The sequence below is a fragment of the Streptomyces sp. Edi2 genome (genome assembly GCF_040253635.1).
GTDB lineage: Bacteria > Actinomycetota > Actinomycetes > Streptomycetales > Streptomycetaceae > Streptomyces.
The window spans coordinates 6723970-6741253 of record NZ_JBEJGX010000003.1 but is presented as its reverse complement, the minus strand read 5'-3'; the positions used below and the strand labels follow the sequence as shown (position 1 = coordinate 6741253).

The following is a 17284-nucleotide window of genomic DNA, read 5'->3' as shown; positions in this document are numbered from 1 at the left end:
GGTCCCCCGTGGTGTGAGCCGCTTTCGCCGACCCCTTCTGCCGCTCCCCTTTGCCGCGGATTCGCCGCCGGACCTCGCCCGCCCACCCACGCGGGTCGGCCCCTGGCTGCGGGGCGCTCCCCGTGGCTGCGGGTTCGCTCCCCGGCTAGGACACGTCCGCTGCCGGCTGTGCCGCTTCGGGGGAGGCCGCCGCCTTTGCCGCTGCGTCGATGGCGGCGAGGGAGCGGCGGACCTGGTTGCGGTCGGTGGTGTACCAGAAGTCGGGCATCGACTTGCGGAGGAAGGAGCCGTACCGGGCCCGCTCCACCCGGGGGTCGAGGACGGCGACCACGCCTCGGTCGCCGGTGGCGCGGACCAGACGGCCGGCGCCCTGGGCCATCAGCAGCGCGGCATGGGTGGCGGCGACCGCCATGAAGCCATTGCCGCCGGCCTCCTCCACGGCCTTCTGCCGGGCGCTCATCAGCGGGTCGTCCGGGCGCGGGAACGGCACCCGGTCCATCACCACCAGCTGGCAGTTCACACCGGGAACATCGACGCCCTGCCACAGGGACAGCGTGCCGAACAGGCAGGTACGGGCGTCGGAGGCGAAGGTCCGGATCAGCTCGCCCAGCGTCTCCTCGCCCTGGAGCAGGATCGGCACGTCCAGCCGGCCGCGCAGCTCCTCGGCGGCGGCCTGGGCGGCGCGCATGGAGGAGAAGAGACCCAGGGTGCGGCCGCCGGCGGCCTCGATCAGCTCGGTGAGTTCATCGAGCATGTCGGTGCGGCTGCCCTCGCGGCCCGGCTGGGCGAGGTGTTTGGCGACGTAGAGGATGCCCTGCTTCGAGTAGTCGAAGGGGGAGCCGACGTCCAGGCCCTTCCAGGTCGGGACGTCCTCGCCTTCCGTGCCCTCGGGCGCCAGGCCCAGGGAGGCCGCGACCCCGTTGAAGTCGCCGCCCAGCTTGAGGGTGGCGGAGGTGAGGGTGACCGAGCGGTCGTCGAAGAGCTTCTCGCGCAGCAGCCCCGAGACGGACAGCGGGGCCACCCTCAGGGACGCGCCGAAGCGGTCGTGGCGTTCGTACCAGACGACGTCGTACTCGGAGCCGTTCGCGATGCGCTCGGCGACGGCGTGGACGTTCTCCAGCGAGGCGAGGGCCTGCTTGCGGACGGCGTCCTCGTCCTGGACCGACTTGTCGCGGGTCGAGCCGAGCGCCGAGATGACCGTACGGGCCGCGTCCCGCAGTGCCATCAGGCAGTAGCCGAGATCCTCGGGGATCTCTTCGAGGCGGCCGGGCAGGGCCAGCTCCATCAGGCGCTCAAAGGTCTCCGACGCGGTCTGGAGCTGGTCGGCGGCCTTTTCGTTGACGAGCTTGGCGGCCCGGCGGACGGCACGGTTGACCTGGCCGGGGGTGAGCTCGCCGGTGGCGACGCCGGTGACCCGGGAGACCAGCTCATGGGCCTCGTCGACGATCAGGACCTCGTGCGACGGGAGGACCGGCGCGCCCTCGATCGCGTCGATGGCGAGCAGCGCGTGGTTGGTGACGACGACATCGGCGAGCTTGGCGCGCTCCCGGGCGGCCTCGGCGAAGCACTCCGCCCCGTAGGCGCACTTCGAGGCGCCCAGGCACTCCCGGGAGGAGACCGAGACCTGGCCCCAGGCACGGTCGGAGACGCCGGGGGTCAGCGCATCGCGGTCGCCGGTCTCGGTCTCGCCCGCCCAGTCGCGCAGCCGCAGCAGGTCCTTGCCGAGCTTGCTGGTCGGCGTCGCCTGCTCGAACACGTCGAAGAGCCCGTCCTCCTCTTCCTGGGGGACGCCCTCGTTCAGGCGGTGCAGGCACAGGTAATTGGAGCGGCCCTTGAGCATGGCGAACTCGGGGCGGCGGCGCAGCAGCGGATGCAGCGCGTCGACCGTGCGCGGCAGGTCGCGCTCGACGAGCTGGCGCTGCAGCGCCAGGGTGGCCGTGGCGACCACCACTCTCTCGCCGTGCGCGAGCGCCGGCACCAGGTAGCCGAGGGACTTTCCGGTGCCGGTGCCGGCCTGCACCAGCAGATGGGCCTGGTCGTCCACGGCCTCGGCGACGGCCTCGGCCATCGCCACCTGGCCGGGGCGCTCGGTGCCGCCGACGGCGGTGACGGCGGCGTGGAGCAGATCGGGGAGAGAGGGCTTCGTCATAGCGTGGCAAGCCTACGCGGGACCACTGACAGCCGGCCCGGTCACGGGTGGTGGAGCGGATTGGGGACGGTGCCGTGCACGGCCGCGTGCGGGCGGTCACGGCGGTCCCGGTAACCGTCCGCATGCAGACGGTTGCGGTTCAGGCACAGCCGCTCGATGCGCGGGGTGAGCAGGTCGAAGGTCTCGTACCGCTCCTTGAGGGCCGGGAAGCGCTCGTGGTGGCGCAGGATCTCTGCCCGTACGAGTGACCAGAACACGGTCTCGGGGACGTCCAGTTGATCCGCGCACAGCGGCGCGAGGTAGCGGAAGACGCCGACGAACAGGCCGGAGTGGATGAACTGGGTGAGGAAGGAGGGGGGTTCGGTCAGCAGCACCGCCCGTACGTCGTCCGGCATGGAGTCGTGTTCGGGGAGCGGCCGGGAGCTGGTGTTGACGTCGTCGACGAAGTCCTTGACCGCGAGGCGGGTGGGGACGTCGTGCTCGTCGAAGACGACGATGGCGTTCTCGCCGTGCGGGGAGAAGACGGTGCCGTACCGGTAGAGGAAGTGCAGCAGGGGCGGCAGCAGGGCGGCGAACAGCCGTGCCAGCCAGTCGCGCGGGGCCAGCCCCGAGCGGTGCACCAGCTCGGCGGTCAGGGCGCGCCCCTGGGGATCGGTCTGCAGCAGCGCGGCCAGGGTGCGGGCGCGTTCGCCGGGGTCCAGCCGGCCGCTGACCGGCTCGCGCCAGATACAGCCCAGCAGCTCCTTGAACTGGTACGGGACGCCGGGGAGCCGGTCGTAGAGGGGGTGCTCGACGGTGACCGAGGCGGTCTCGCCGAGCAGGATCACCCGGGTCTCGTCGCGGAGATAGGGGTCGGCGTCACGCAGGCCGTGTACCCAGCGGGTGACGGCGGGCGCGGCGAGGGTGCGCTCGGTGGGCAGCCCGCGCCAGACCAGGGTGTTGAGGATGGACAGCGGCAGTTTGACCGTACGGGCCCGGGGGCGGCTGAGGTTGAGGAAGGTACGGATCGACTGCTGCGGCAGGCGGAGGTCGTTGTCAGTGGGCAGCGCGATGATGGATCTGTCGGCGAGCTGCGGAGCGAAGAGCGGGGCGATGGTCTCGTCCCACTGCCAGGGGTGAACGGGGAGGTAGAGGTAGTCGGCGGGGTCGTGGCCCTCGTCGGCGATGGTGCGGGCGAAGGCGTGCCGGGTGGCGGGGGCCAGCTCCTCGCCGTAGAGACGGTCGGGGGTGGCCAGGGTGGGGATGCCGCGGTAGTGGGCGATGCTGTGGTGCGCGGCGAGCCAGGGCAGGCGCTGGGGGGTGCGGGCTTCGGGGGCCCAGGTCGCCGCGTCGTGTGCGGAGAAGCCGAGCCGGCCCTTGTTCGCGACGAGCCAGGGGTGGCCGGTCTGGTGGCCTTCGAGGGAGGCGTAGTCCAGATCGGCGAGGTCGGCGGCGCTGACGGCGGTGGCGTCGAGCCGGGTGTCGGCGGCGAGGGTGGCGGTCAGCTCGCGCACGAGATGGCCGGTGGTGTCGCCGGACAGGCCCAGCACGGTGTCGTGCGCGTGGGTGAGGAAGCGGAAGAGATCGGCGTCGGGGGTGATCGAATCGGGGTCGACGCGCCAGTGGCCGTAGGCGCCGCGGCGGGCGCGGAAGCGGTAGACCAGGCCTTCGGTGACGGGCAGGCGGTATTGCGGGGTGCCGTCGGGTGCGGTGCCGTCGGGCTCGGGGGTGAGGACTTCCTCGTACGCGAACTCCGCCAGGGTCTTGGCGAACAGTCGGCGTGCGGCGTGCTGCCAGGCGCTGTGCGAAGGCTGGGGCTCGGGCGACAAGGCGGGCTCCTCGAAGCGGGGCCACCCCGGCACGTACGGGGGACAACCGGGGCAGCTGGGGTGGACGGCGGGCCGGAGCGGGGCCGTCGGCGGACGGCGCCGGGGTCAGAGCAGGTGGCGGTGGGCGCGGTCGCGGACCATCAACGCCGCGCGCTTGCCGGGCAGTTCGATCTCGTCGCCGTAGCGGAATCCCGCGCTCAGGAAGGCCGCGACGGAGGCGGTGTTGCGCAGATCGGGCTCGGCGAGGACGCGTGTGCACTGCGGCCGGTGGTCGAATACGAGGTCGGCGGCGGCGCGCAGCAGCAGGGCGCCCAGCCCGCGTCCCCGGTCGCCGGCGCCGCCGATGAGCAGGTGAACACCGGTGTCCTGGGGCCGGGCCGGGTAGTAACGGGCGAGGGGGTCCAGGTCGGCCCGGTAGATCTCCCAGTAGCTCATCGGGACACCGGCCAGCACCCCCAGGCAGGGCACGCTGCGGCCGTCGCCGTCGAGCTGGGCGCGCAGATGGGCGGCGGTGGTCTCCGGCGGGCCCGCCAGTTCCCAGAAGGCCGCCACCGCCGGATCGTTCATCCAGCCGGCGATCCGGTCGAGATCGCGGGCCGGCCGGACGGGGACGAGCGCGAACGGCCCCGCGGGGGTGCCGGTCGCTCCCCAGCCCGCCAGGTTGTCGAGCAGCGGGCCGGCGGCCGGGACGTCCGGGGGCACCTGCTGCCCCCGCCCCTCGGCGAACAGCGCGCCGAAATCGGGCGGGAGCTGCAGGTCGAGGGTGTCTTCGGAGCTGGAGCCGAGGCCGGAATCGGTGGGTGGCACGGCGACTCTCCTCTCGTGGCCGCGTGCCGCGTGGCCTGGTGGGTCGCGGGGCGCCGGGGACGGGGGCAAAAGGCTGCTGTCGGAGGGGTGCCGGGGCGGCTACGGGGCGAGGGGGTTGGGCAGGGTCACGTAGACGGACTGGGTTTCGACCGGGCCGACGAGTTCGTCCAGGCCGTGCAGGCGGGTCGCCAGGTTGGCCTTGCAGCGCAGCGTGCGGGCGGCGAGCAGCTGCTCGGGGAGTGGCGAGCGGTGCGCCCGCGGGGCCGCGGCGGCATCGGCGAGGAACCGCCGGAAGGCGGCGAGCAGGATCTCCTCGCGGACCAGACGCTGGGAGCCGAAGGCGCCGATGAGGCCGAGGACGTTGTTGATGCCGAGGTAGTAGGCGAAGCGTTCGTCGGTGACGTCGTCGGGGACGAAGCTGTCGCCGGCCACGCCGATACCGGGCAGCCGCCGCTCCAGCTCGGCGCGGCGGGAGGTGCGGAAGTAGTAGCCCTGGTTGTCGCGGTAGCGGCCGCCGACCGGCCAGCCGTCGGGGTCCAGCAGCACCACGGTGTTCTGCTGGTGGGCCTCGAGCACGACGCCGGCCGTGCCGTCGAGCCACAGCACGGGTCGTACGACTGCTTCCAGGTAGCGCAGGAACCACTCGGTGGCCACCGCCCCCAGGGGACGGCCGGTGCGGGCGCCGAGGGTGACGACGAGGTCTTCGAGCCGGGAGCGCACGCCCGAGCGGCCGGGCCAGGGCCGCGGGGAGGTGAGGCCCGCGATGCACACGGCGTCGTCGGTGGTGCTGAAGGGGTTGTGGCGGATGACGGTGTCGAGGCCCTGGACGGGGGCGCCGTCGAAGCCGTCGACGGCGAGATAGGCCGGGTCGCGGACGATGTCGAAGCCGGGGTGGACGGTCTGCCACTGCTCGGCGAGGCCGGTGCGCAGCAGCCGGTGGACCTCGACGCCGCGGGCCAGTTCCTTGCGGAGGTTTTCCCGGCGGGAATTCGTGATGCGCAGCCCGAGGGAGAGCTTCAGCATGGCGTTCGCGTCGGGGCGGTAGACCGTGCGGACGGAGGAGGTGGGGTGCCAGAGCGGGCCGTGGGCGCCGAGGTCGTACAGCAGGCCGGCCTCGCGGAGGGCGGCGATGTCGGAGCGGTCGGCGAGCTCCCTGGCCTGCCAGGGGTGCACCGGCAAGGGCACGGTGCCGTCGGGGAGCCGGAGGCCGTCCCCGGCGAGGTCCCTGGCAAGCTGCTCGGCCGCTACGGGCTTGCCGCGTTCGGTCCAGGCGGAGTCGGCGGCCAGGACGGAGCGGTGCACGGCCGTCCAGTGGAGCGGGAAGGCGCCGCGGAGTTCGGGCGAATAGGCGCGGGTCTCGGCCTCGGAGAGCCCTTCGCGGCTCTTGGGTGTGGGGTGCAGCGGGTGGCCGAGGAGAAGGGACTGTTCGGCTTCGAGGAAGAGGGCGCCGTGGTCGTCGGCGGGCCGGGCACGCCGGTCGGTGAGGAAGAGGGCGACATTGCGTACGGAGTTGGCGACCCGGCCGATGAGTTCGGCGCCGCCGCCGTCCGGTGCCTGCCGGCGCAGAGCGTCCGGGTCCGGCCGCTCGTCGGTGTCCGCCACCCGGTGCTCGCCGCCGTCGGAGGCACGGCGGTCGCCGTGTGCGGCCTCCCGGCGCAGCAGCGCGGCGAGGGTGACGGCGTCCAGCGGGGCGGCACCGGCCGGGGCGCCTTCGAGGGTGGGGGCGCCGAGACGGTGCCAGCCCGTGGGCGACCAGTAGCGGACGGGGATGCGCAGGGCGCCCGCGGCGGCGCGCAGGGGGATCACCACCTCGCCCTCGGCGGGGTGCGGGGTGCCGCTCTCCCGGAGCCAGCAGCGCAGCAGGTGCTCGATGCCCGCGGCGTCGGCGGCGACCGCCGGGTCCGGGTGGTCGAGGGGGTCGTGGTCACCGGACACCCGGGCGCGGTCGTAGGGGCCGGGGACGGCCTGGTCCGGGGCCTCGTGGGACTGCTGGTGGCAGGCGGCGTCGGGGGCGCGCCGTTGCTGGCGGGGTACTGACTCGATCGTGCCCGCGCCCTGGTGGGCGGGGACGCGCTCGGCGGGCTGGCCGCCGTCGGTGCCGGGGCGTTCGTTCATGGGGTGGTGCCTCGCATGGTCGTGGGGGACGAGCCCGTCGGCCCGGGGGTGGTGCGGACCGCCGCCGTGAGGGCGTCGGCGAGGCGGTCGAGGATGGCGTCCGCCTGTTCGTCGGTGATGGTCAGGGGTGGCAGCAGCCGGACGACGGCGGACTGCCTGCCGCCCAGTTCGACGATCAGGCCGCGGTCCAGGCAGGCGTGCTGGAGGGCCGCCGCGAGCTGCGGGTCGGCGGGGCGGGCGCCCGTGGCGTCGGCGTCGGCGGTGCGGTCGACGAGCTCGATGCCGAGCATCAGTCCGCGGCCGCGGACGTCGCCGATGCAGTCATGGGCGGCGGCGAGGGAGGTGAGGCGGTCGAGCATCCTGGCGCCGAGCTCCGCAGCGCGCCGGGCGAGGCCGTTCGTGCGGACGTAGGCGAGGGTGGCGGCGCCGGCGGCCATGGCGAGCTGGTTGCCGCGGAAGGTGCCGGCGTGTGCGCCGGGCTGCCAGGCGTCGAGCTCCTCGCGGTAGACGATCACGGCGAGCGGCAGGCTGCCGCCGATCGCCTTCGACAGCACGATCACATCGGGCACGATGCCGCTGTGGTCGACCGCCCAGAAGGCGCCGGTGCGGCCGACGCCGGTCTGTACCTCGTCCACGATCAGGGGGATCCGCCGGGCGGCGGTGATCTCCCGCATCCGCCGCAGCCAGCCGTCCGGCGCGGGGATCACCCCGCCCTCGCCCTGGACGGGTTCCAGGATCATCCCGGCCGGCTGGGACACCCCGCTCTTGGGGTCGTCGAGCAGGCTCTCGGTCCAGCGCGCGGCGAGCTCGGCGCCGTGCTCGCCGCCGGTCCGGAAGGGGCACCGGTAGTCGTACGGATAGGGCAGCCGGACCACGCTGGTGTGCTGCGCTCCCCCGGAGGCGGCGAGCGCTTGTGAGGTCATGCCGTGGTAGGCGCCGGAGAACGCCATCAGGCCGTCCCGGCCGGTCGCGGTGCGGACGAGTTTGAAGGCTGCCTCGACGGCGTCCGTGCCGGCCGGGCCGCAGAACTGGATGCGACCCTTTTCGGCCAACTCTCCGGGCAGGGTGGCGAAGAGCTCGGTGGTGAAGGCGTCCTTGACGGGCGTGGCCAGGTCGAGGACGTGCAGCGGCGCGCCGGAGTCGAGGACCGTCCGGATCGCCTCGAGCACCACCGGGTGGTTGTGGCCGAGCGCCAGGGTTCCGGCGCCGGAGAGGCAGTCGAGATAGCGCCTGCCGTCGGCGCCCTCGATGGTCAGCCCGCGGGCGCGCACCGGGACGATGGGCAGCGAGCGCGCGTAGGTACGGGCGGCGGACTCGCGCAGGGACTGCCGCCGCAGAATCCCCTCATGGGCCGGCGGCGCTGCCGCCGGCACGGTTTCGGTCAACACCACGGCAGTTGTGTCCTCCTGCTGGTGAGCTGCGGAATGCCGCGCGGGCTGGGGGCAGCCCGGCCGTCCCCCGTACGTACCAACGACGGCGGCGACCCGGGATCACGGTTGTCAGCAAGATCCTTGGTGGCGTGGAACCGGGGACCCGAGTACCGCCGTCCCCATCGTCACCGGCATAGTGGGGTGCTGCACCGAGATCTTGAGGTTCATGACAAAGACCCGGCCGGTGCACCACCGAACGAGCCACACCGGCTCGGTCCGAATTCTCCAGGGGGAGCTCACCCATGCGATCCATACGTCGGCCAGTCCTGGCCGCCGCCGCCCTCACCGCTGTTGTGGCACTCACCGCCACCGGCTGCGGACCCGAGAGCGACAACGCGGACGCCAAGCCCAGCCAGTCCGCGGCGCAGGACTCCACGGGCGGGGGTGACTTCAAGATTCCTCAGGACATCCAGGACAAGCTCAAGGAGCACGGCTTCGACCTGGACAAGTGGAAGAACGGCGAGTGGAAGAACTGGAACCGGGACAAGTGGCTCCGGGAGGCCGGGGAGTTCATCAACCCGATCATCAAGGACTTCTGGGACAAGGACAAGATCGACAAGGTCAAGCCGCCCCAGGACCCGAGCAAGCCCGAGGACATCTCGGAGGACCAGGGCAAGACCGACCCTGAGCCCGCCGCCGTCCCGGCTCAGGCCGTCAAGACCCCGTACACCTCGACCGCTCCCGGTGTGGGCCTGCTGGTGTTCAGCACCCCCGAGGGCGGCTCGCGTTGCTCCGCCACCGTCGTCAAGGACCCGGCGCACCCCGGTAAGTCCAACCTGGTGTGGACCGCGGCGCACTGTGTGCACGCCGGCAAGAACGGCGGCTGGTACCGCAACATGATGTTCGTGCCGAACTTCAACAGGACCGGCGGCAGCGCCGCCCAGTTGAAGGGCAAGCCCTACGAGGACCGTGTCCCGTCGGGCAAGTGGTGGGCGGACGACATGGCGACGTCCCAGCAGTGGATCAAGGCCGGCGGCGCCGTTCCCGGCGTGCCGATGGCTCCGTACGACTTTGCGCTGATGCATGTGAAGCCCGAGGAGAGCACGGGCGGCAAGTCGCTGGAGGAGGTCGCCGGCGGTGCGTACGCGGTCGACTTCAACGCGCCCGCGATGTCCAAGATCCCGAGCCTGACCGCGCAGGGCTACCCCGCCGAGCCGCCGTTCGACGGTGCGGCAGAGCAGCAGTGCACCGACAAGCCGACCCGTCTGTCGATGGACGCCCAGAAGCCGACCATGTACCGGATCGGCTGCACCATGACCGGTGGTTCGTCCGGCGGTCCCTGGTTCGCCAAGGGCAAGGACGGAAAGCCGGAGCTGATCTCCAACATGTCGATGGGGCCGCGCCCGGCCCGCTGGTCCGCCGGTCCCCACCTGGGTCCCGAGGCCAAGAGCATCTTCGACGCCATGAGCAAGAAGTGGGCCACCAAGCAGTAAGCGGATGAGGCGGGCGGTGCCGGGAACGGTGCCGCCCGCACCGCACCTCGCCTGTGGGCATACGCAAAGGCCCGCCCCCGGTCTCCCGGGGGCGGGCCTTGTGCCGTCCGTGCCGCCCGGCCGCTACGCCGCGGGGACGAAGCGCTGGAGTTCGGCGGCCAGCTCTTCGTGCACCCGCGCCTTGAGGACCGTGCCGTCCGCGGTGTGCTCCTCGGAGATGACCTCGCCCTCGGCGTGGGCCCGTGAGACCAGGGCGCCGTGGGTGTAGGGCACCAGCACCTCGATCTCGACCCGCGGCCGGGGAAGTTCCTCGTCGAGCAGGGCCAGCAGCTCGTCCAGGCCCTGGCCCGTACGGGCCGAGACCGCGAGGGCGTGCTTCTCCTGGCGCAGCAGTCGCTGCAGCACCAGCGGATCGGCCGCATCGGCCTTGTTGACGACCACGATCTCGGGCACGTCCGTCGCGCCCACGTCGCGGATCACCTCGCGCACCGCGGCCAGTTGCTCCTCGGGCACCGGATGCGAGCCGTCGACGACGTGCAGGATCAGGTCGGACTCGCCGACCTCCTCCATCGTGGAGCGGAACGCCTCGACGAGGTGGTGCGGCAGATGCCGGACGAAGCCGACGGTGTCGGCGAGGGTGTAGAGCCGCCCGCTGGGCGTCTCGGCCCGCCGGACGGTGGGGTCCAGGGTGGCGAACAGGGCGTTCTCCACCAGGACACCGGCGCCGGTGAGGCGGTTGAGCAGGGAGGACTTGCCGGCGTTGGTATAGCCGGCGATGGCGACCGAGGGGACCTTGTGGCGCCGGCGTTCCTGGCGCTTGATGTCCCGGCCGGTCTTCATCTCCGCGATCTCCCGGCGCATCTTCGCCATCTTCTCGCGGATCCGCCGCCGGTCGGTCTCGATCTTGGTCTCACCGGGACCACGGGTGGCCATACCGCCGCCCGCCGAACCGGAGCCACCGCCACCCATCTGCCGGGACAGCGACTGGCCCCAGCCGCGGAGCCTGGGGAGCATGTACTGCATCTGTGCCAGCGAGACCTGCGCCTTGCCCTCCCGGGACTTGGCGTGCTGGGCGAAGATGTCGAGGATCAGAGCGGTCCGGTCGACCACCTTGACCTTGACGACGTCCTCGAGGTGAATCAGCTGGCCCGGGGAGAGCTCACCGTCGCAGACCACGGTGTCCGCCCCGGACTCCAGCACGATGTCACGCAGCTCCAGCGCCTTGCCGGAGCCGATGTACGTGGCGGGGTCGGGCTTGTCGCGGCGCTGGATGACGCCGTCGAGCACCATGGCGCCCGCGGTCTCGGCGAGGGCGGAGAGTTCCGCGAGGGAGTTCTCGGCCTCCTGGACCGTGCCGGAGGTCCAGACGCCGACGAGCACCACGCGCTCCAGCCGGAGCTGGCGGTACTCGACCTCGGTGACGTCCTCGAGTTCGGTGGAAAGACCCGCTACACGGCGTAGCGCGGCACGGGCCGAACGGTCGTACTGGTCGCCGTCACGCTCCCCGTCGATCTCGTGGCTCCAGGCGACGTCCTCTTCCATCAGGGCGTTGGCCCGAAGGCTCTCGGGGAGGCGCTGCCGGTCCTGCGGAAGGGAAGAAGAGGAGGTCATTTGATCCTTTGCGTCGTCGGTAAGCCCTCGCGGGGACCTGGTGTTCCCGCCGGGACTGTCGGTGGTGCGGCGACCGCCGCGGCGCTGCCGCGTCCGTCGCTGGTGACAACGTCCGAGCGGTCCGGGAGATTCCCGGGCCGGCCGGTGCCGTCCCGACGATGGTCCCATGGCCCGGGAAGGCCGTCACACGGGTTTTCCGGGGTGTGCGGCGGCTCCCTTGGGCGCGGGGGCCCCGGCGGCTCCCTTGGGTGCGGGACTGGCGGCCGTCCCCTTGGGCCCGGGGCCGGGGCCCGCCCCCTTGGGATGCCCGGGCTTCGCCGCGGCCCCCCTGGGCAGCCACTGCGGATGTCCCGGCATCGGCGGGGTCCGGTCGCCGTAGAGCCAGTCCTGGAAGAAGCCGGTGAGGTCCTGCCCGGCGACCTGGGAGGACAGCTGCACGAAGTCGGAGGTGTCCGCCACGCCGTCGCGGTGCCGTTCGACCCAGGTGCGCTCCAGGCGGTCGAAGGCGGCGGCGCCGATCTTCTGCCGCAGGGCGTACAGCACCAGTGCACTGCCGTCGTAGACGATGGGGCGGAAGATGCCGATCTTCTGTCCCGGGCTGGGGGCCTTGGGCGCGGCGGGCGGCCCGCCCTCCGCGCGCCAGCCGTCGGACTCCTCGTACGCATGACGCATACGGGCCTCCAGGGAGGCCCGGCCGTGGCTCCTCTCCTGGGCGTAGAGGGCTTCGTACCAGGTGGCATGGGCCTCGTTGAGCCAGACGTCGGACCAGCGGCGCGGGCTGACGCTGTTGCCGAACCACTGGTGGGCCAGCTCGTGCAGCATCACCGACTCCACGTACCAGGCGGGCAGCCGGTCGCCGGTGAACATCGCCTTCTCGAAGAGCGAGAGGGTCTGGGTCTCCAGCTCGAAGCCGGTCCTGGCGCTGGCGATCAGCACCCCGTACGCCTCGAAGGGGAAGGGGCCGACCTTGCGCTCCATCCAGGTCACCTGGGCGGGGGTCTTCGCCAGCCAGGGCGCCAGGGCCCGGCGGTCCGCGGTCGGGACCACATCGCGCAGGGGCAGGCCGTGGGGCCCGTGCCGCAGCAGCACACTGGACTTCCCGATGGAGACCTGCGCCAGTTCGGTGGCCATGGGGTGGGTCGTGCGATAGGTCCAGGTGCGGCGCCCCGCGCGGGTGCCGGGGCTCATGGGCAGCCCGTTGGCGACGGCGGTCAGCTCCTGCGGCGCGGTGATGTGGAAGGTGAAGAGCGCCTTGTCGGAGGGGTGGTCGTTGCAGGGGAAGACGCGGTGTGCGGCGTCCGCCTGGTTGGCCATCGCCAGACCGTCGGAGGTACGGAGCCAGCCGCCGTCGCCCTTGCCGCGTGGCTCACTGGTGTGCTCGATGGAGATCTTCACCTCCTGGCCGCTGGAGATGTGGAAGGCCGGGGTGAGCACCAGGTCCTCGCCGTGCTGCTGGTGCCCGGCGGGCAGGCCGGCGATCTTCACGGAGCGTACGGTGCCGCGGGCGAAGTCGAGGTTGACGTGGTCGAGCTCAGTGGTGGCACGGGCGGTGATCACGGTGGTGGCCTTCAGCGGCCGGTCGTTGTGGCCGGAGTAGTCCAGGGAGACGTCGTAGGAGGTGACGTCGTAGCCGGTGTTGCCGAGCAGGGGGAAGAGGCGGTCGCCGAGGCCCTGCGGGCCCAGGGACGGCGGTTCGGCCATGCCGAGGGTGGCGAGCGCGGCCAGCCCGAGGGCGGCGGCCCGGCGGCCGGTCCAACGGAGCCGCCCGCCCGGGTCGCGGGGCAGCGCGCGGGCGGGAGCAGGAGCGGGGCGAACGGGGTCGCGTGAAGGGCGGCGCGGGGGAAGGGACATGCACTACGGCTACCAACGCCGCCCCCTCCCCCGCGGGTGACGCGGCAAACGGCACCCGAACGGGCGGCGGATCGTGCGTCCGTCTTACGCCGCCGGACGGAGCGGTTTCCGACGGGCCGTCACCCTGCGGGCCCACCGGCCCCGTTCACCGGCGCAGCGGCCGCGGCGCACCCTTCAGGGACGCAGGGCCGCCGCCGGGCGGGACCGGCCGGCCCGCAACACGTCGAAGACTCCCGGCACTTGGCGCATGGCCCGCATCAGGGACGGCAGCCCGGCGGCGTTCGGCAAATGCAGGGTGTAGGTGTGGCGGACCCGCTGTTCGCGCGGGGGTTCGACGGCGGCGGACACCACGGCGGCGCCCTGGGAGGCGATCGCTTCGGTGAGGTCGGCCAGGAGCTGCGGCCGGCTGAAGGCCTCGGCCAGGAGGGTGACCCGGCAGCCGTGACCCCCCTGGCCTGCGCCCCGCCAGCGCACCCCGACGGGCTGCCGCCCGGTGGCCGCCATCCGTGCCACGGCGGGGCACAGGGCGCGGTGGACGGTGACCGTGCCGCCCCGTACGGCGAATCCGGTGACGGCGTCCGGCGGCACCGGGGTGCAACAGCCCGCCAGCCGGACCGCGGCGCCCGGCAGATCCGCCACCACGAGGACCGAGGCCGCGACCGGGTCCGCTCCGGGCCGGTCGTCGTCCGCGGCCCTGCGGTCGGCCGGGGGCACCGCGACGGGCCCCTCACCGGCACCGGCCGGACGGGCGCCGGGCTCCTGCGGCCCGGCCAGCCAGCGGGCGATGGCGAGCCGGGCGGCGGGTGTACGGGCGTGGTCGAGCCATTCGGGCGAGGGGCCGGCCGCGGAGTCCGGGGCCATCAGCAGCTGCAGGCTGTCGCCGTCGTGCAGGACGGTGGAGAGGGTGGCGAGCCGGCCGTTGACGCGGGCGCCGATACAGCAGTGCGCCACCTCGCCGTGCCGTTCGTAGGCGGCGTCCACACAACTCGCCCCGGCGGGAAGACCGATGGCGCCGCCAGGGACGCCCGACGAGCCGTCCGAGGGGGCGTCGGTGCAGAAGACGGTGATCTCCCGGTCCTGGGCGAGGTCGTCGCGCAGCGAGGTCCAGAACGTGTCCGGGTCGGGGGTGGTGCGCTGCCACTCCAGCAGCCGGGAGAGCCATCCGGGGCGGGTCGGGTCGGCCCGCTCGCCCTCGGGGGCGTCCGCACCGTCCGTGGGGGCGTACGGGTTGCCCAGCGCGATCACCCCCGCCTCGGCGACCCGGTGCATCTGGTGCGTACGGATCAGCGTCTCGGCGATCTCCCCGGACGGGCCGGTGACCGCCGTGTGCAGCGACTGGTAGAGGTTGAACTTGGGGGCCGCGATGAAGTCCTTGAACTCGGAGACCACCGGGGTGAAGCAGGTGTGGAGCTCGCCGAGGACGGCATAGCAGTCGGCGTCCTCCGCCACCAGCACCAGCAGCCGCCCGAGGTCCGCGCCGGTCAGCTCGCGGCGGGCGAGGCGTACGCGGTGCACCGAGACGAAGTGCCGGGGCCGGACGAGGACTTCGGCGTCGATACCGGCCTCGGCCAGGACGGTGCGCACCCGCTGGGCGAGGGTGGTGAGCGGGTCGGGCCGGGCGGCGTACTCCATGACCAGGGCCCGGGTGGTGGCGTACTCCTCGGGGTGCAGGATCGCGAAGACAAGGTCCTCCAGCTCGGCCTTGAGCGCCTGGACGCCGAGGCGTTCGGCGAGCGGGATCAGCACATCGCGGGTCACCTTGGCGATCCGGGCCTGCTTCTCGGGGCGCATCACCCCGAGGGTGCGCATGTTGTGCAGCCGGTCGGCGAGCTTGATGGACATCACCCGGACGTCGTTGCCGGTCGCCACCAGCATCTTGCGGAAGGTCTCCGGCTCGGCGGCCGCGCCGTAGTCCACCTTCTCCAGCTTGGTGACGCCGTCGACCAGATAGCAGACCTCCGCGCCGAACCGCTCCCGCACCTGATCCAGCGTCACCTCCGTGTCCTCGACGGTGTCGTGGAGCAGCGAGGCGGTCAAGGTCGTGGTCTCCGCGCCGAGTTCGGCGAGGATGAGGGTCACCGCGAGCGGATGGGTGATGTACGGCTCGCCGCTCTTGCGCAGTTGGCCGCGGTGCGAGGACTCGGCGAGCAGATAGGCCCGGGTGAGGGTGTCCAGGTCGGCGTCCGGGTGGTGCCCGCGGTGCACCTTGGCGACGTGCTCCAGGGCGTGCGGGAGGCCGTCGCGCGGGGCGGGGCCGAGCAGCGCGGCCCGGCCGATCCGGCGCAGCCCTCTGAGCTCCAGCCGGCGGCGTCCGCGCTTGCGGCCCGCTGCTCCAGGGTTACCAGGGTTTGTGGCCTCTGCGCTCATGGGCACCTCCGGCAGCGTCGACCGGCGGTGGGACGCGTCAGTTCGGGCGTCCGGGCCGGTGCTTGATGCTACCGACCCCATCACGCAGCGCTGTCCGTCTCTCGCTCAGGGTGAGGCGGATCACCCGTTCGAGCGACCCTTTCGGCCGTAGCCGTTCCTCATGCAGGCCCCGGCCCGGGAGCAGGCGCGTCAGGCGAGCGCGGCGGCCAGCCAGGCGGGGTCGAAGGTGCCCTCGGCGACGATCTCGGCCGGTCCGGTCATCTCGACCGTGCCGTCGGGCAGCTCGGTGATGGAGAGGCTGCCGCCGAGCACATCCACCGTGTAGGTGGCGGGGGCGCCGGTCTCCGTGGGGGCCGGACCGTCCCTGCGGGCGGTGGCGACGGCGACCGCGCAGGCGCCGGTGCCGCAGGAGCGGGTCTCGCCCGAGCCGCGCTCGTGGACCCGCATCGCCACATGGCGCGGTCCGCGGTCGGCGACGAACTCGATGTTCACGCCGTCGGGATAAACCGACGCGGGGCTGAACGGCGGTACGGCCAGCAGGTCACCGGCGTGGGACAGGTCGTCGACGAAGACGACGGCGTGCGGATTGCCCATGCTCACGTTCCGGGCCGGCCAGCTGCGGCCGCCGACGGTGACCATGACGCTCTCCTCGAAGAGCTCGGCGCGGCCCATCGAGACCGTGACATCGCCGGTCTTGGCGACGTGGACACGGCGCACGCCGGCGCGGGTGGCGATGGCGAGGTCACCGGCCTCGACCAGGCCGGCGTGCAGCAGATAGCGTGCGAAGACGCGGACGCCGTTGCCGCACATCTCGGCGATCGAGCCGTCGCCGTTGCGGTAGTCCATGAACCACTCGGCCTCGTCGGCCTGGTCCCGCGCCTCCGGGTGCGCGGCGGACCGGACGACGCGCAGCACGCCGTCGCCGCCGAGTCCGGCCCGCCGGTCGCAGATCCTGGCGACGGCCCTCGCGGGCAGGTCGAGGCGGCCGTCCGGGTCGGGGACGATCACAAAGTCGTTCTCGGTACCGTGGCCCTTGAGGTAGGCGAGGCGCTGTGTGCTGGTCACCCCTGCATCGTACGGGGCCACCCGGGGGTCCGGCCTTACGGGGCCGGGCGCGCGCCCGTTCACGGCACGCAGGGGCCGTCCGTGGAGACGGGAGCCGTCGCGGAGGGGAACCGCGCCGGTTCAGCGCAGCCGGGCCACGCGCCAGATTGCCAGCGAGGCCGGGATCGCCACCACGAGGGCGTAGAGCAGCACCACACGCCAGTCGGCACGGCGGCCGGAGCCCGGTACCGGGAGGCCGGGCCAGGTGTGGCCGACGCGGCGGGCGGCCATCATGCCCCAGCCGGCCGCGCAGCAGCACAGCAGCAGGCCGAGCATCGCGATCATCGCCCCGCCGTCGCCGCCGAGCTCGAAGGCGAGGGGGAAGGCGAACATCAGCGAGCCGAGGACGGCGAGCGCGACGATCGGCGCCAGCTGCCACAGCCGCAGCCGGCGTGGCGGGCGCAGCTCCCGGAAGGACTCGCCGCCCTCACCGGGGCCGTCGGCGCCGGAGTCCGGGGCGTCGGAGTCGTCCAGGGTGTCCGGGTCGGGTGCGGCGCCGGGCAGGCCGTCTTCGGCATCCGGACCATCGTGGGTCAGGGGTGCCGGGTCGGTGCCGCCGTCCGGTTGCTGCGTTCGGTTGCGAGGGCCGGCCTCCATTGCCACGCGCCC

The 17284-nt window shown here is 73.0% G+C and carries 11 protein-coding genes; 1 reads left to right on the top strand and 10 read right to left on the bottom strand.

The window, feature by feature from the left end; genetic code table 11:
• Nucleotides 1–145: 145 nt before the first annotated feature.
• The 5 genes from ABR737_RS33025 to ABR737_RS33005 all read right to left on the bottom strand — a co-directional run bounded on the left by ABR737_RS33025 (nucleotide 146) and on the right by ABR737_RS33005 (nucleotide 8270).
• Nucleotides 146–2149, bottom strand: a complete 2004-nt coding sequence (locus tag ABR737_RS33025) for an ATP-dependent DNA helicase (RefSeq protein ID WP_350254534.1) — start codon at nucleotides 2147–2149, stop codon at nucleotides 146–148.
• A gap of 41 nt (nucleotides 2150–2190) precedes the next feature.
• Nucleotides 2191–3957: an IucA/IucC family protein gene (locus ABR737_RS33020; RefSeq protein WP_350254532.1), complete on the bottom strand. Its 1767-nt coding sequence runs from the start codon at nucleotides 3955–3957 to the stop codon at nucleotides 2191–2193.
• 105 nt (nucleotides 3958–4062) lie between these two features.
• Complete coding sequence (locus ABR737_RS33015) at nucleotides 4063–4764, bottom strand: GNAT family N-acetyltransferase (RefSeq protein ID WP_350254530.1); 702 nt, start codon at nucleotides 4762–4764, stop codon at nucleotides 4063–4065.
• A 99-nt stretch (nucleotides 4765–4863) separates the two neighbouring features.
• The gene (locus ABR737_RS33010) at nucleotides 4864–6879 is read right to left on the bottom strand and encodes an IucA/IucC family protein (protein WP_350254529.1); all 2016 of its coding nucleotides are present in this window, start codon (nucleotides 6877–6879) and stop codon (nucleotides 4864–4866) included.
• Nucleotides 6876–8270 carry a diaminobutyrate--2-oxoglutarate transaminase family protein gene (locus ABR737_RS33005; protein ID WP_350254527.1) on the bottom strand — a complete coding sequence of 465 codons (1395 nt, stop codon included), beginning with the start codon at nucleotides 8268–8270 and terminating at the stop codon, nucleotides 6876–6878. Before ABR737_RS33005 ends, ABR737_RS33010 begins: the two co-directional genes overlap by 4 nt.
• Nucleotides 8271–8551: 281 nt before the next feature.
• On the opposite strand from ABR737_RS33005, the gene ABR737_RS33000 reads away from it, so the two are divergent.
• Nucleotides 8552–9742, top strand: a complete 1191-nt coding sequence (locus tag ABR737_RS33000; protein WP_350254525.1) for a trypsin-like serine peptidase — start codon at nucleotides 8552–8554, stop codon at nucleotides 9740–9742.
• Between the two features lie 123 nt (nucleotides 9743–9865).
• On the opposite strand, the gene hflX is transcribed toward ABR737_RS33000, so the two are convergent.
• The 5 genes from hflX to ABR737_RS32975 all read right to left on the bottom strand — a co-directional run bounded on the left by hflX (nucleotide 9866) and on the right by ABR737_RS32975 (nucleotide 17272).
• Complete coding sequence (gene hflX, locus ABR737_RS32995; RefSeq protein WP_350254523.1) at nucleotides 9866–11353, bottom strand: GTPase HflX; 1488 nt, start codon at nucleotides 11351–11353, stop codon at nucleotides 9866–9868.
• A 183-nt stretch (nucleotides 11354–11536) separates the two neighbouring features.
• On the bottom strand, nucleotides 11537–13204 hold the full coding sequence (locus ABR737_RS32990; protein WP_350254522.1) for a M1 family metallopeptidase: 1668 nt from the start codon (nucleotides 13202–13204) through the stop codon (nucleotides 11537–11539).
• A 174-nt stretch (nucleotides 13205–13378) separates the two neighbouring features.
• Nucleotides 13379–15571 (bottom strand): RelA/SpoT family protein, encoded by a 2193-nt coding sequence (locus ABR737_RS32985; RefSeq protein ID WP_350254520.1) that lies wholly within the window; start codon nucleotides 15569–15571, stop codon nucleotides 13379–13381.
• Nucleotides 15572–15760: 189 nt separating this feature from the next.
• Complete coding sequence (gene dapF, locus ABR737_RS32980) at nucleotides 15761–16636, bottom strand: diaminopimelate epimerase (RefSeq protein ID WP_350254519.1); 876 nt, start codon at nucleotides 16634–16636, stop codon at nucleotides 15761–15763.
• Between the two features lie 120 nt (nucleotides 16637–16756).
• The gene (locus tag ABR737_RS32975; RefSeq protein ID WP_350257015.1) at nucleotides 16757–17272 is read right to left on the bottom strand and encodes a hypothetical protein; all 516 of its coding nucleotides are present in this window, start codon (nucleotides 17270–17272) and stop codon (nucleotides 16757–16759) included.
• Between the last annotated feature and the right edge of the window lie 12 nt (nucleotides 17273–17284).